Below are 14,495 nucleotides of genomic sequence, written 5' to 3'. Positions count from 1 at the left end.
CACTCCGTTTAAGTCATCCGGCAATAAAATAAACATGCCCACTACTACCAAGATTATCTTTTGTCGGGGCAGCATAAATATCAACGTCAGAGGCAACTACCAATGCGCCATTAAAACCAAGGTGCTTATAGGGTTGCAAAAGATTAGCACCGGTCACCAAAGGTATACCGTTGACGATACTTGTGCCGGTACTACTGGCGATATCTAAAATCCATCCAGCGCTATTGCGCCAGAGTAAGGTCATTTGATATTCAATGCCCCCCAATGTGATTCTGAAGCGTTGATTATCTGCAGTAAGTGCGATTTCTATCATAATCCCAATGCTCCTTTGAGTTCAGACACCCCGGTTTTTATCGCGCCCGTGACGGTATCAACAAAGGATCTCAACATATTATTCGGATTCACCGTCAGCGGGTTTTTTACCCCGGTATTGGAAATACCGGCAGTATTCTGCCCTTGCGCCATATCTTCAACCGGGGTGGCAGAAATGGTCTGAGTATTAGTGATATTGATTTGCTGCATGGTGATGGTAATCATCAATACATTTTCAGTGGCAGCATCCGTTGTCACATCCAATGAGCGGATCAGCATATTTTCATACTCTCGCTTACCGGTAATGACAGTAAAATGTTCAAATGTGTTTTGTAACTTCAGTAACTGCTGATAAATTTCTTTCGGGCTGGTACCAATGGATATGTCATGCCCTGCAATTTGGTACTGCGAGGTATCAAAAAAATCCACTAATGAACCTGCCCCAGCAAATCCCATCTCCATCACCAGATCGGCCGGGCGATTATAGGCGTGATCGTTAATCGCCGCCCCAAACCCAACCGGGTGCTCGGTAATTACCGTGCTATCGCTGTGCTTTTCGCTGATCACAATGCTGGGCACAATGATCCCAATACGCCGTTTTTGCTGATTAAACAGCACTGATAGCAGATCCATTATGATGTCCTCGGTATTATTTTGCGCATCATATCTCTGTTCGATTCACCCTGAGCGTTGGTTACTATTTTGCCAAGCGCTTGAGGATCCTTATACTCGCCATTTAACGTAATAGAGGTGTTCTGGTTAATCACCGTTGAGGCAGCATTTCCTGCGTTGCAGCAGCCACAACAGCCTTTTGCCGAGCGATAATCCTCTGGCTGATGCGAGAGCAATGCCTGACTGGCGTATTGCAAATTAGGAACAGATAACTGCTTTAATGCAGACACCATGCTACTTAGCAGATCATAGCCTGGTGATGATTTTTTTCCTTCAGCTATGCCGGTGCTGTTTTTTACCGCCACAGGCGCAGGAACTGCTTTAGGGGGGGATAACTTTTTTTGAGCGACCGCTGTATTTTTTATAGGGGCTTGGTTTACATATTCAGGCTTAATACGTAAATATGAAGTAGGTTTTTTCCAGTAACCAGATTTAGGACCAAATTTTACCGTACCCGACCGGCCCGGTTTCTCATCATTACCACTTGTACTGAAGTAGGAGCCTGTTCCATCACTACCTATTGGCGTTTCAACAATCCCGACATGATTATCCTTACCGCGCCATAGAGCCAGATCACCAGGTTTAACATCTTTAGGATCTATGATGTCGTAATATTTAGATTTTGCTAACTCTGCAGTACTTTGATAAGGGACATTATATCCTAGCTCCTTCCCAAGCGCATGAGTTAAATGTGAACAGTCATACAGGGTGTTGCCATTAACCTGATTGCCATTGGCCCCATATTTATAAAGTGTGTTTTTATATTTATCTTTAATCTCCTGTGTTAGTGGAAAAGGTTGGTTAATAGCATTCTGCTCTTTACTATTGTTCTCGATTTCTGTCTCAGCAGGAGGTGCGAGCATAGTAGAAACTGACTTGCTTTCAATACCAACAGAAGAACCTCCAGCTAAAAATTGTGCGGCGGTGGATGAGAGATCATTAACTGCTCTCTTTCCCCTTTCAACATAAGAACTTATCTCAACTTGATTTCCATCCCTGCCATTATTCCCAAGATGATAATACCTATTAGCCCCTGTGGCTCCTTTTAAATGTGCCCCCATAGCAAACCCAGCTCTTTCTATAGCTGCACTGTTGGCATTTAAGGCTGGAGGAAACACTCTATCGAGGACTGATTTTCCTTTAGCATTTTTTACATAATTTTTATATTCTTTTTCTCCAGCACTGATGTTTCTGTTACTGTTTTTAATAAATATTTTATATTGTAAATCACCATCATTAAGGAAAGCATCCAAACCTCCTACTATTGTCCAGTTATCTTTATTGCTCAGAAATCCCTTCTGGCTCCCCTTAGTTTTCAGATAAGCATCATACTTGTTACGCTTAATAAGACCTGCATCAACCAATGCGGGTGCACCAAACTGAAATAAGCCTACATAGCCCCCATCATTGATGACATGTTGTTTTCCATCACTTTCATTGTGCATTGCACCTAATGCATAAGCGAGAGTCTGCTCTTTATTTAAACCGGCAACCAGCAGATTTTGATTATTTTTAAATACATCACCATGCTGCTTAATTAATTTATCGACATCTGCTTTGGTAGCAAATACATTTTTAGCCATAACAACCCCAATTCATTAAGAGGGCCTAAGCCCTCCACAATATGTACGGCGGATTCACCTCAAAATACATAACGATTAATTAACTCTGCTGGCGCCATTTCTCTATTCTTTCAGCGTTATCAAACTGCAGATCGAGAAAATCATTCATCAATGCCACATCAGCCAGGCCAATAGAGCGGTCGCGCAGTGCAGTATACGGAATAAGACCTGCATCGACCGGGCGCAGCAGGTACTCTTCCCCCCCCGGCAGGGTATCCAGCGTTAAACCGCTGGCAGGTCGGCTATCTCGCTGGCGAGGGGTACGGGAAAAAAATCGCCAAGGGAATCTCGGATGACGTTACCGACCAGTTCCAGCATGCTCAGCATGTCGATGTCATCAAACATCATCACCCCGTCCTGGAAAACTGCGGTCCAGATCTTGCCATTCTTGCGAGAAATCACAGAGAGGCAGGGATGGAGAATGGCATCACAGTCGGCATCACTCATGGCGGCCACGGCTTCCGCCACCTGCGGCAACAGCGCCGCAAGCGTAATTTCACCATTTTTCAGTTCTTCAAAAACCCCCGCCACCGCGGGGAGTAATTTACGAGAAACACGAAACTGGTCGAAAACATCGAGCTTTACTGCCCGATATTCCTGCCCTTTTAACTCAAATTCCATAATTAGAATTCTCCCAACATCTGGTCGATCTTGCCGCAGTCAAACACCCAGCTCACATTGCCGCCTTCTTTGGCATTCACATGGTCAGGGCGCTTTTGAAACGCACAGTTGCGCGCCACAATGGTATCCCCAGAGGCGGTATTACGGATGGTGATGATGTTGTTACCCCACAGGGTTGAAGAGAGGCCCTGTGCGCCATAAACCGAAGAGAGCTTTTTGTTCACCGGTGAAGTTTTCAGCAGCGTGACGGTAATGGTGCCGGATTTAGCCGCGTGCAAGCTGTGCATCACTTCACCATCCGCACCCAGGGTCATGGTGTTTTGCGGGCCGCTCATGGAGACCACGATCCCCTCGTCGGCATTAGAGGCACCATAACCCAAATCAATAACCCCAGTCGGGCCTGCCAAGGTGGCGCTAACGTCTGCAAATGAATAAGTAGCCATAGTTTCTTTCCTTAAATTAACGATTTACGTTGATAATGACGTCGGCGTAGTGAACTGCACCCGCCAGTTTGATGGCACACTGGATCACCGGTGCGCGGCGTTTTTCACGCTCTGCTTGCGACTGCTCGGCAATCGGTGAGGCATAGGTGTAATAGCCTTTGGTCAGAGTCTCACCCGATTGCAGAATACCCAGCGGCCCGCCATTCCATACCCCTGGTGCAATAAGCCCGTTATCGACGCCTTTCGCCAGTGACTGCTCGACATTGGTCAACAACCGCGTCACACCGCCATCGGTTTGTGGAATTTTGCTGGTGGAGGTGAACAGCAGGTTGTAGAGGTTGTTCTGTACATAGTTCTGCAACCAGTCCAGGCCATGACGCTCATCAATAAAGTCGCCGTTACACATCACTCCTTCCTGGATAATCGCCGTGTCGTTGTTGTAATTGACAAAGACGTTGGCGTTTTTCCCTTGCAGAGTATTGGCATCGGTTTGCGACAGAGTTTCGGCCGTAATACCCGGTTGCTGTTTGAACTTCAGGGTGATGGTGGTGTTATTACCACTGAAATTGACAGTAAAAGCGCGCCCAAACAGCGAAGCCACCGCATAAGGATTGGCGCTCGAATACTGCACTAAGGTGCGTGAGTAGTTCGCGGCTTTCAGGGTGCTGGCAATATCCGTGCTGCTGCCCGCAGTGAAGATGCTACTGTTTTGTGTGGTGTGACCGAAGATGCGCGCCACACCGTCAGATTCAATCAGCGCGGCGACCTTGGTGATATCTGCATCACTCAGTGAGGTATCCGCAATCATCAGGCCATACCAGGCGGTGGATTGGTTGGCCAGTGCGGCAACACATTCATCAACCTTCTCTGCCGCTTTGCGCGGAACTGTTAATGCACCGACGTTCTGTACCAGCCCCATCAAGACAGAGAGATCGGTACCGGTATTCACCGAACCATAGGTGACGGCAGACAACGTCCCCGTGGTTTTTGAACTGATGATAAAGCGACTGCCGTCCCATACCACAGTGGCGGTGCCGATGGAGGTAGCGACTTTGGCAGCAATACCGTTCAAGCTGGTGTCGGCAGAGAAATCAAGCGGGCCCACAGTTTTCGCAGTGCCATCAATGGTGATTTTCATTGAGGCATCTTTCACCACGGTAAAACGGCTTAGCTGCTGTTGTGCCGCGCTTAGGACACCGCCGCGCAAGACAGCAGGGGCATCGGTTTTCGCCCAACGCCCAATCAACAGATCCACCGGACGCGGAGATTGCTGATAGTAAAGGTTCGCCGCCAGATATTCCGGTGAATTGAGGCCGAAATCGGCCAGCACACCGCTGATATCGCTGTAGGACCGCAGGCGCTCGTTGGCATCAATAACCGGCGAACTGCCAACAATCAGCAAAGAACCAAAGTTGCGGGCCTGTGCGGCGCGGACCGCCATATTCACGGACACGTTGATAATGTTAGAAACAGGTAATCCCTGTGACATAAGTTACTCTCCAAAAAAGTGTGTTGGTGCTTCGAGGATAGAGTGGATCGCGTACTCTCTGACCACTTTGCGTTGGAACGTCAAGTGTTGATCGTAACGTCTAACCCACTGATTATTTTTAAGTTCATGGGCTGAAACGATGGCTCCCGACGCCGAAAATGCGAGGCCAGACTGATTCAGTGCTTCCCGGTTTTGTGCGATGGCGACACCATCACGGAACTCGGTAGCGAGCCGCTGTCCATGAGGGCCGTAAAAACTGACCATGATTTCAATCAGCTCATTGCGCCAGAGCTGCACGCTGTCGTCCGTTTGATTGACGAATGCCGGATTATCGTTGGCCTGAAATTTCAGTATTCCTACGGAACACCAATCCTCCGAGGCCGACGGCTGGTGAGGCTGTTCGGCAGTCCAGTCCAATAAAACGTGCTTCGGCGGCAGCCCAGAGACACCCCGTACCCAGCGGGAGAGGGTGCGCTCAAGTTCGATGTCATCCTGCTGTGATGACGAAATAGGTCTTAGGTAAGTAGTTTCGCTGTTGCTGTTATCGAGGTGGTTCTGACTGTTGCTATCAAAGTTGTTGCTCATCCGGCACCCCGCCGTCAAACGGCATCAGTTCACAATGGGCCAGTACGAATCCGGCACCATAAGCCAAGTAGGGATCGACAAAGGACACTCGGTAGTCACGCCCCTGATATGTGACAATATCGGCGTCACGCCCACTTTGCCCCTGAGTTAACCTCTCCAAGGTGATGATCTGTATCGAGCCACTGATTGTCTGGCTCGGTGGCATACGCTGGGTCATCAGTGAATGGTTGACCGTAACCACACCGATAAACGGCATGGGTTGCCGGACAACGCTGGTGACACCATCATCGTCGGTCAGCAACAGGTTGCGCGTAACCACCAGCGTCGAGTCGGCAAAATCGGCATCCAGCAGAATATCGGTTACATCAAGCAGCGGCATGGCAACCTCCCTGCCGCACGCGGAAAGTTCATGCTATTTTTCATTGCGTTAGTATTCATAGCTGACGGCCTCCTGCGCCAAACAGCAGCAGCAGATCGTAAAACTCGGCGCCATAACGGGTATGATTCCACCAGCTAGCCTGAGGATTAAGAGTGGCGCAGTTGTCATAGCGGATACTGACCTTATCCACCGATTTTGCTGCCAGTACGCCACTGTTGTTGCCACTGCTGCCCCCCAGTGTGCTGGCCCGCATATCGGCTGCAAACAGAGTGAGATAATGGGCTACGAACAGCTCGACCACGTAGGGGTAGAGCAGGTCATAGCGCGCTTCATCCAGCAGTTGATCGGCCAATGCCAAGTGGAGGGCAATTTGTGCCGAGGGATAACGGGTCACATCGGTAAATTGCGGAAAATCACTACGGAACTGTGCCTCAGTAGGCAGCGTCCGGTTGTTGGATGGTGGTGACATAATTAATGACCCCCTTTAATGGTTTCCGCCACTGACTGCTTTCGATTCCGTCCTGTTTGTGGTGTTGCCGGAGCCACCGTTCGGCGCACCAACGGCGTGCCAAAACACAATAGGAAACCCTCGGCTAATCGATAACGAGTGTTATCGAGCCGGGCATTAAAAAAATATTTCATGGTGATTAATCCTTGAGAAAGGGCTTTCTCAACCTTGACGCAAGCGGGTTAAATCATCTTGACGAATGGTGGAGCCGATACCCGTGACCCGCGATGAGTCACGCAACTGTTCCGCACCCGCATAAGCCGTCATCACGCCGCTGTTCACAGCGTTGCCGATCGCTTCAACGGTCTGCATGGCCACTTTGCTACGATCAAGCTCTGACATCTGCCATAGCGGATTGAAGCTAAATGCAAAATCCTGCGGCAAGGCTTTGCCCAGCACAGAGCGATGAAGAATCGACATCAGGATATTGACCGGGCGGCGCAGCTGCCGTGCCTGTTGAGCCGCGATGCCATCGTAGTAATTCGCCAGGTCCACATCGCCAGTGGTAAAACCTGCCGGAGATTGGCCAAACAGCCTGACCAGCGGAATGTTAAGCGCCCCAGAAAGCTGTTGTGCAAACTGTGCCAGTACCTCGGGTAACCCATTGAGGTGATAGGCATGGGTTTCGAACTTGTCGCTGGCATCCATCAGCGTCAGGCCATCAATCGACTGCCCCTGCTGAATAGCCGCCATCTGCGTCAGCAACGCTTCTCTCGCCGGGCCTCCCATCGCCAGAATCTTGCGCAGGTCGGTCACGCTGTAAGTGCGCAGATGGGCTTTGTTCATCAACTGCACGGCTGCGGTTGTGGCGCTATCAAATGCCAGGATCCGGTCATAAATGCGCTCTATTACGCTGATCCCCCAGCCGTTCTCATCCTGAGCCGGTTGGCTGGGCAAGGTGATGCCATCAATGTGTATAACCCGGCTGTAATGGATCTTCCATGGCGGAATACCGCTTGAAGTATCCGTCACCTGGTAAAAACGCGGTTGCCCTAAATCAGGCCCCAGCGCACTTTCCCTGTCGCTCAGCGATAGCGACACCTGCCAGCGATTCATCGGGACAATGCCGCGGAATGCGCCCGCTTTCACGGTCTCTACCCGTAAAGGAGTTGACATATCGTCACCATCCAGCAGGATCACCCCAAGCGCACCGCCGTACAGTCGGCCTTGCTTGATAACGTTATTCAGGCTATTCCACAGGGCCAAACTCCCCCAAGCTCCCTGTAGTTGCTGCTTTGCATCCGGCTCCAAAGTAGAGGTTATCGTTACCCCATTACGGGTCATATCCTCTGCTACGGTATCCACCGCCGCACCTACCAGCCATGATGAACGGTAAGCCGAGTCAATTAATGACCGCTGATCACTGATTCTTTCAGGAAGATGATTCTGATTGCCGGAAAATGGCGGCATACGAATGCCTGGCAGCAACGTGCCGTCGCCGTTACCCAGTTGGGTTGCCGGGGTATTTGTAGGCTGACTATTGAGTGACGTATCTATTACCATTCTATCCCCCTATATATTTGAATAATAATTAAAAACCTGTTTATTGGCTGTTCTGTCCACTTGAAAATCAACCTGAATTAACAGTCGTAGCGGCATGTACCGTGAACGCATTTTCAAAGACACAAACAAAAAAGCCCTTCACGCAGAGGAGAAGGGCTTCAGGTGGCTGAGTTCAAGATACAACTCTTTGACCTTATAGTTGTTACTATACCTGTTAATCAGATTAGATCAACACTTTTTTATTGTTATTTTTGTTGTGGGCAAAAAAATACCGCCGTAAGGCGGTATCTCAAGAAAGCAGGTTGGAAGTGTCTTCAAGCGGTAGCGGCAGTCTCGGTATAAGAGAAGATTTGCCCGGCAATAAAGGCCTCGGCAACACGCAGTAGATTGGCGACATAACTCTGCGCCTTACCGATCTCTTTCGCCAAACGGTTCTGGCTGACGCGATAGACATAATGCGCAACAATCAGTTTATAAGCCAGTAAATCAAAGCGTTTAAGCCCAGCAACCGCCGCGTCGATCAGCATGCCTTCCTTATCATCAATACGAGTCCGGTTGGATGCACTCATCGGCAAGGCTTCCTGAAAAGTAATATTTACCGTTGCGAACTCTGTTCCCAGATGGCAACGAGCCCAGTTTCCCCACGTCTCAAGGCTTGCCTTTACATTGTTCATTTTTGCTCCAAGACAGACTAAATACAGTTGTTGTATACTACATACTTATAGTTGTTAAATCAATATAATCACGTTGTATCAACCCTCACAGGTTGTTATTGAATTTTTTTCATTTATAATCAGGGGAACAGGAGATGAATTATGCAAACTTTAGGTGAACGCCTTGCTAAACGGCGCGAACAACTAGGCTTGAGCCAAAAGGCCTTGGCAGAAAAAGTCGGGGTCAGCCAGCAGTCGATCAATAAAATTGAGACTGGGCAAACCCGATCGCCACGCAATCTGGAGAAACTGGCAGAATCACTGTCGGTAACATCACAGTGGTTGCTGTTTGGTGAGAGCAACTCAGCGGCAACGTCACCTAAACTCGATGAAATCAAAGAGAGCCGCTTACGCGTTGAAGAGTGGGAATCCATGGAGCAGGATCAGAAAGAGTTCATCGATATACCGGTGCTAGACGTTGAGGCATCGGCAGGTAGCGGTGCCATGCCAGAAGAGGAAAGGGAAATCTATCGCTTGCCGTTTCGGCGTTACACCCTGCGGCGCTTGGGGGTGAATGCCCGTGACGCCCGCGTGGTGAGAGTCATTGGCAACAGCATGGCACCGCTGTTGCGCAGCGGCGACGTGGTAGGTATCGATACCGCGAATCAGTTCCCGATCAATGATGGCGATTATTACGCAATTCGGGATGGGGATTTAATCCGCGTCAAGCAGCTGGTGGCCAAACCCGATGGTGGGGTGCTCATCAAGAGTTTTAATAGTGCAGAATATCCGGATGAATCGCTGAATCGTCAGGAATTTGAACAGCGTATCCATATTATTGGCCGGGTTTTCTGGTCTTCGACTATCTGGTAAAAAATAATGAGGGGTTTTCCCCCTCATTGCCAGTAACCTCAGCCTTCGTGCAGCCCGCACTCACGCTTCAGGCCGAAGAAGCGGGTTTCCTCCTCCTTCATGCCCTCTTCCCATTTACGGGTGGTGTGCGTATCCCCCACCGATAGATACCCTTGTTCCCACAGCGGGTGATAACTCAACCCGTGCTCGGTCAGATACTGGTAAATCTGGCGATTATCCCAGTCGATGATCGGCAAAATCTTGAACACCCCGCGTTGTACCGCGATCACCGGCAGGTTAGCACGGCTGCCGGACTGTTCACGACGTAAACCAGCGAACCAGGTCTGTGCACCCAGCGTTTCCAGCGCACGGTTCATCGGCTCAACCTTGTTGAGCTGATTGTATTTCTCAATCCCCTCAACGCCCTGCTCCCACAGTTTGCCGTAACGCGCTTCCTGCCACGCCGGTGAATGCTCGGCACGGAACACTTGCAGATTCAGCTTCAGCTTTTCGGCCAGTTGATCGATAAACTGATAAGTTTCTGGGAACAGGTAACCGGTATCGGTCAGGATCACCGGGATATCCGGCTTGATGCGGGTGACCAGATGCAGACAGACCGCCGCCTGAATACCAAAGCTGGAAGAAAGCACGAATTCACCCGGCAAATGCTCCAGCGCCCAGGCGACTCGCTCCTGCGCCGAAAAGTGTTCCAACTGACCATTGACTACCGCCAGTGCCAGCGCCTGCCCTGATTTTGGCAAGGCATTCAGCGCTACCAGATCGAGTTCAGCCATGTTGCTTGCCTCCTGATACTGCTCATTAATCCCCTCACCCCGGCCCTCTCCCAAAAGGAGAGGGAGTAAGGCCGTGCACTTGATGAGTTCCTGATTCCTATTGAACCAGCGAGCTCAAACAGTTCCCTCTTACTCTCGGTGAGGGCGAATATAGACACCCGACTCGAATGTCGCGTTTTTAATCCCAGAAGTCCCGGGCTGAATCCACCACCGGCCGAACAATCCCGGCGCGGATCGTGAAATCGCCAAAGCCTTCGCCCGCATTGCGCTCTTGCGCCCAGCGGCCTACTAGTCGATCAATTTCCTGCAGAATGTCGGCTTCATTAATATTCTCACGGTACATGCGTGGAATACGCGTGCCTTCGCGGTTGCCGCCCAGATGCAGGTTGTAGCGGCCAATCGCTTTGCCCACCAGACCGATCTCCGCCAGCAGTGCACGGCCACAGCCGTTCGGGCAACCGGTGATACGCAACACGATGTGCTCATCACCCACGCCGTGCTGCTGCATGATGCCTTCCACCTTGGAGACAAACTCGGGTAGGAAGCGTTCGGCCTCGGCCATCGCCAACGGGCAAGTAGGATAAGACACGCAGGCCATCGAGTTTTTGCGCTGCTCGCTGACCGTGTCGTCAATCAGGCCATGCTTGCGCGCCAACGCTTCGATCTTCGCCTTCTCACTCTCTGCGACACCGGCCACAATCAGGTTTTGGTTAGCCGTCAGGCGGAAATCGCCCTTGTGGATCTTGGCGATCTCGGCCATGCCGGTTTTCAGCGGGCGCCCCGGATAGTCCAGTAGACGGCCATTCTCAATAAACAGCGTTAAGTGCCACTGTTTATCAATGCCTTTTACCCAGCCGATACGATCGCCACGGCCGGTAAATTCATACGGACGCACCGGTTCGAAGGTAATGCCCGCGCGTTTTTCCACTTCGGCGCGGAAGGTGTCCACACCAACACGTTCCAGCGTGTATTTGGTTTTGGCATTTTTACGATCGGTACGGTTGCCCCAATCACGCTGGGTGGTGACCACCGCTTCAGCCACCGCCAGCGTATGCTCCAGCGGGATATAGCCGAATTCGCTCGCCTTGCGCGCATAGGTTTTCTTGTTACCGTGCTCGATCGACAGGCCACCGCCCACCAACAGGTTAAAACCAACCAGCTTGCCGTTTTTGGCGATCGCCACAAAGTTCATGTCATTGGCGTGCAGATCGACATCGTTTTGCGGCGGGATCACGACCGTGGTTTTAAACTTGCGCGGCAGATAGGTGGCCCCGAGGATCGGCTCTTCATCGGTGGTCGCGACTTTTTCTTGATCCAGCCACACTTCGGCATAGGCACGGGTACGTGGCAGCAGGTGTTCAGAAATTTTCTTCGCCCACTCGTAGGCTTGCTGATGCAGCTCAGACTCTACCGGATTCGACGTACAAAGCACGTTGCGGTTGACGTCATTGGCGGTTGCCAATGCGTCCAGCCCCAGGCGGTTCAGCAACTGATGCACCGGCTTAACATTACCTTTCAGGATGCCGTGAAACTGGAACGTCTGGCGGTTGGTAATACGGATGCTGCCGTACAGGGTGCTTTCCTGCGCAAATTTATCGATACCCAACCACTGCTGCGGAGTGATAATCCCCCCCGGCAGGCGGCAGCGCAGCATCATAGCGTGGCGCGGCTCCAGCTTTTGCTCGGCACGTTCGGCGCGAATATCACGGTCGTCCTGCTGGTACATGCCGTGGAAACGGATTAGCAGGAAGTTGTCGCCGTTGAAGCCGCCGGTCAGGCCGTCTTTTAAATCTTCCGCAATGGTGCCGCGCAGGAAGTTACTCTCTTTCTTCAAGCGTTCGGCATCGGCCAATTTGCCTTCCACAACCAGAGGCCCAGGGTGTTTATCACTCATCAGTACACATCCCGCTGATAACGGCGCTCAAGGCGCAGCTCACTTAAAAACTCATCTGCCTGCTCGGTATCCATGCCACCGTGCTCGGCCACCAGTGCTAATAATGTATTTTCAACGTCTTTCGCCATGCGGTTAGCATCGCCACAGACATAAATATGTGCGCCTTGCTGGATCCAGCGCCAGACTTCTGCCCCCTGCTCACGCAGTTTGTCCTGCACGTAGACTTTATGCTGCTGATCGCGCGACCAGGCCAGATCGATACGGGTCAATAATCCGTCTTTCACATAGCGTTGCCATTCAACCTGATACAGGAAATCTTCGGTAAAGTGCGGGTTGCCGAAGAACAGCCAGTTTTTCCCCGCTGCGCCATCGGCTTCACGCTGCTGCATAAAGGCGCGGAACGGCGCAATACCGGTGCCGGGGCCGATCATGATCACCGGCGTTTCTGGATTAGCGGGCAGACGGAAGTTGTCGTTATGTTCGATAAACACCCGCAGATCGCCCTCTTCTTCCAGGCGATCCGCCAGGAAACTGGAGGCACCGCCCGCACGGGCACGGCCGTCGATGTCGTAGCGCACCACGCCGACGGTGATATGCACTTCGTTTTCATTCTCCGCCTGTGAGGAGGCGATTGAATACAAACGCGGCGTCAACGGGCGCAGCAGGCCGAGCAACTGCTCGGCGTTCAAATCCGCAGGAGCCTGACGCACCATATCAACAATCGGCGTATTCTGCGCGTAGTGCTGCAGCTTGGCTTTATCGGCCAGCAGGGCGATCAATTTTTCATCGCGCGACAGTGCGGCATATTTCTCTACGATCGGCGTGGTGTTCTGCGTCAGTTCGAAGTGATTGCGCAACGCCTCGCGCAGCGGCAAAGTTTTACCTTCGAGCTCAACCGGTTCGTCGCCTTTCAGCCACAACAACTGCACCAACTCGCTCACCAATTCCGGATCGTTATCGAACCAGACGCCCAGCGCATCTCCCGGTTGGTAACGCAAACCAGAATCACCTAAATCAATCTCGATATGGCGCACATCTTTATCTGAACCACGGCCGGTGATCTGTTGCTTCACCGCCAGTTGCGCGGTCAACGGCTGTTCTTTGCTGTAAGGACTGCTGTCGAGCTGATCGACGGCACCGCTCGCCAATACGCTCGGCGCGCTGCTTTCTACGGGTGCACGCCCCTTCAGCACTTCAACTACCTGCTTGCGCCATGCGCTTGCCAGTTCCTGATATTCCACATCGGCATCGATGCGTTCAACCAAACGCTCTGCGCCCAACTCGGCCAGCTTGGCGTCAAAATCTTTACCGGACTGGCAGAAGTTCTCGTAAGAGGTGTCGCCTAAACCGAATACGGCAAAGGCGGTATCGGTGAGCTTTGGCGCTTTTTTCGAATGCAGGAATTTGTGCAGCGCGACCGCTTCTTCCGCCGGTTCGCCTTCCCCTTGGGTAGAAGCCACAACCACCAGCAGGCGCTCCTGAGCGATTTGCTTGAACTTATAGTCGCCAGCATTCACCAAGGTGACGCTCAGTTTGGCCGCCAGCAGATCGTCACGCAGCTGTTCCGCCAGCCGGCGCGCATTGCCGGTCTGGGAAGCAGAAATCACGGTAATGCTGGCCGCAGCGGCAGCAGGCACAGCTGGCGCGTTGGCGACAGCTCCCGGTTGCTGATTAACCATTCCCCAGAAGTAACCGGACAGCCACGCCAGTTGCGTTGGTGAATACTCACCAATTGCGGCCTGAAGGCGCGCCAACTGTTCGGGTGTCAGCGGGAGCAAAGATGTTGGAGGTGCCTGAGTCGTCATCGCAGTACGGATATCCTATGCTTAGCCAATGTCGGTCGCTGTTTGCTTGCCTGAAAAGATCAGGAGAGTTTGTAAGGTTACCGAGCGCAATTGCAACGATTAAATAAGGGATAGCAATAATTAATAACCAAAACGACTAAGCTGTTTTTCTGGTAAGAGATAGCGGTTAAAGCGTTAAGAGCGATTTTTTATCCACATGAAAGTAAAACACTTTTTCCGGTCATTATGGAATGAATCGCATTTATGGTTGACGACCTCATCCGATAAGCAACACACAGACCAAACAAAAAAAGTGTTAAGCCCAAGCTGCTGAGCTGCGGTAGTTGGAATACTAAAGGTATGGAAGGGTATAAATGGTAAGCA

Annotated in this window: 16 protein-coding genes; 1 reads left to right on the top strand and 15 read right to left on the bottom strand. The window is 51.3% G+C overall.

What is annotated here, in order from left to right; genetic code table 11:
- Positions 1 to 13: 13 nt before the first annotated feature.
- The 12 genes from ACX1CU_RS04070 to ACX1CU_RS04015 form a co-directional block, all read right to left on the bottom strand.
- On the bottom strand, positions 14 to 313 hold the full coding sequence (locus ACX1CU_RS04070; RefSeq protein ID WP_459401357.1) for a phage baseplate plug family protein: 300 nt from the start codon (positions 311 to 313) through the stop codon (positions 14 to 16).
- The gene (locus tag ACX1CU_RS04065; RefSeq protein ID WP_459401356.1) at positions 310 to 945 is read right to left on the bottom strand and encodes a phage baseplate protein; all 636 of its coding nucleotides are present in this window, start codon (positions 943 to 945) and stop codon (positions 310 to 312) included. The genes ACX1CU_RS04070 and ACX1CU_RS04065 overlap by 4 nt, the downstream gene beginning before the upstream one ends.
- Positions 945 to 2,567 carry a hypothetical protein gene (locus ACX1CU_RS04060; RefSeq protein ID WP_459401355.1) on the bottom strand — a complete coding sequence of 541 codons (1,623 nt, stop codon included), beginning with the start codon at positions 2,565 to 2,567 and terminating at the stop codon, positions 945 to 947. The genes ACX1CU_RS04065 and ACX1CU_RS04060 overlap by 1 nt, the downstream gene beginning before the upstream one ends.
- A 79-nt stretch (positions 2,568 to 2,646) precedes the next feature.
- Positions 2,647 to 2,793 (bottom strand): DUF6889 family protein, encoded by a 147-nt coding sequence (locus ACX1CU_RS04055; protein ID WP_459402716.1) that lies wholly within the window; start codon positions 2,791 to 2,793, stop codon positions 2,647 to 2,649.
- Positions 2,794 to 2,828: 35 nt separating this feature from the next.
- The gene (locus tag ACX1CU_RS04050; RefSeq protein ID WP_459401354.1) at positions 2,829 to 3,227 is read right to left on the bottom strand and encodes a phage tail assembly chaperone; all 399 of its coding nucleotides are present in this window, start codon (positions 3,225 to 3,227) and stop codon (positions 2,829 to 2,831) included.
- A 2-nt stretch (positions 3,228 to 3,229) separates the two neighbouring features.
- A complete protein-coding gene (locus ACX1CU_RS04045; RefSeq protein ID WP_459401353.1) occupies positions 3,230 to 3,670 on the bottom strand; it encodes a DUF3277 family protein in 441 nt (146 codons plus the stop codon).
- A 16-nt stretch (positions 3,671 to 3,686) separates the two neighbouring features.
- Positions 3,687 to 5,159 carry a DUF3383 domain-containing protein gene (locus ACX1CU_RS04040; protein WP_459401352.1) on the bottom strand — a complete coding sequence of 491 codons (1,473 nt, stop codon included), beginning with the start codon at positions 5,157 to 5,159 and terminating at the stop codon, positions 3,687 to 3,689.
- 3 nt (positions 5,160 to 5,162) lie between these two features.
- On the bottom strand, positions 5,163 to 5,744 hold the full coding sequence (locus ACX1CU_RS04035) for a phage neck terminator protein (RefSeq protein ID WP_459401351.1): 582 nt from the start codon (positions 5,742 to 5,744) through the stop codon (positions 5,163 to 5,165).
- Positions 5,728 to 6,123 carry a head-tail adaptor gene (locus ACX1CU_RS04030; protein ID WP_459401350.1) on the bottom strand — a complete coding sequence of 132 codons (396 nt, stop codon included), beginning with the start codon at positions 6,121 to 6,123 and terminating at the stop codon, positions 5,728 to 5,730. The genes ACX1CU_RS04035 and ACX1CU_RS04030 overlap by 17 nt, the downstream gene beginning before the upstream one ends.
- Before the next feature lie 55 nt (positions 6,124 to 6,178).
- Complete coding sequence (locus tag ACX1CU_RS04025) at positions 6,179 to 6,592, bottom strand: DUF4054 domain-containing protein (RefSeq protein WP_459401349.1); 414 nt, start codon at positions 6,590 to 6,592, stop codon at positions 6,179 to 6,181.
- A gap of 201 nt (positions 6,593 to 6,793) precedes the next feature.
- Positions 6,794 to 8,134, bottom strand: a complete 1,341-nt coding sequence (locus tag ACX1CU_RS04020; protein WP_459401348.1) for a DUF1073 domain-containing protein — start codon at positions 8,132 to 8,134, stop codon at positions 6,794 to 6,796.
- Between the two features lie 314 nt (positions 8,135 to 8,448).
- Entirely contained in the window at positions 8,449 to 8,808 is a 360-nt protein-coding gene (locus tag ACX1CU_RS04015) for an antiterminator Q family protein (RefSeq protein ID WP_459401347.1), read from the bottom strand.
- Positions 8,809 to 8,949: 141 nt separating this feature from the next.
- On the opposite strand from ACX1CU_RS04015, the gene ACX1CU_RS04010 reads away from it, so the two are divergent.
- Positions 8,950 to 9,660 (top strand): XRE family transcriptional regulator, encoded by a 711-nt coding sequence (locus ACX1CU_RS04010; protein WP_459401346.1) that lies wholly within the window; start codon positions 8,950 to 8,952, stop codon positions 9,658 to 9,660.
- Between the two features lie 38 nt (positions 9,661 to 9,698).
- On the opposite strand, the gene cysH is transcribed toward ACX1CU_RS04010, so the two are convergent.
- The 3 genes from cysH to cysJ all read right to left on the bottom strand — a co-directional run bounded on the left by cysH (position 9,699) and on the right by cysJ (position 14,132).
- The gene (gene cysH, locus ACX1CU_RS04005; protein WP_459401345.1) at positions 9,699 to 10,433 is read right to left on the bottom strand and encodes a phosphoadenosine phosphosulfate reductase; all 735 of its coding nucleotides are present in this window, start codon (positions 10,431 to 10,433) and stop codon (positions 9,699 to 9,701) included.
- A 178-nt stretch (positions 10,434 to 10,611) separates the two neighbouring features.
- Positions 10,612 to 12,327: an assimilatory sulfite reductase (NADPH) hemoprotein subunit gene (gene cysI / locus ACX1CU_RS04000; RefSeq protein ID WP_459401344.1), complete on the bottom strand. Its 1,716-nt coding sequence runs from the start codon at positions 12,325 to 12,327 to the stop codon at positions 10,612 to 10,614.
- A complete protein-coding gene (cysJ, locus tag ACX1CU_RS03995) occupies positions 12,327 to 14,132 on the bottom strand; it encodes an NADPH-dependent assimilatory sulfite reductase flavoprotein subunit (protein WP_459401343.1) in 1,806 nt (601 codons plus the stop codon). The genes cysI and cysJ overlap by 1 nt, the downstream gene beginning before the upstream one ends.
- Positions 14,133 to 14,495: the final 363 nt, after the last annotated feature.

This window comes from Serratia sp. D1N4 (assembly GCF_054552755.1).
The sequence above is the reverse complement of the archived record's forward strand: the minus strand, read 5'-3'. Positions and strand labels throughout refer to the sequence as shown.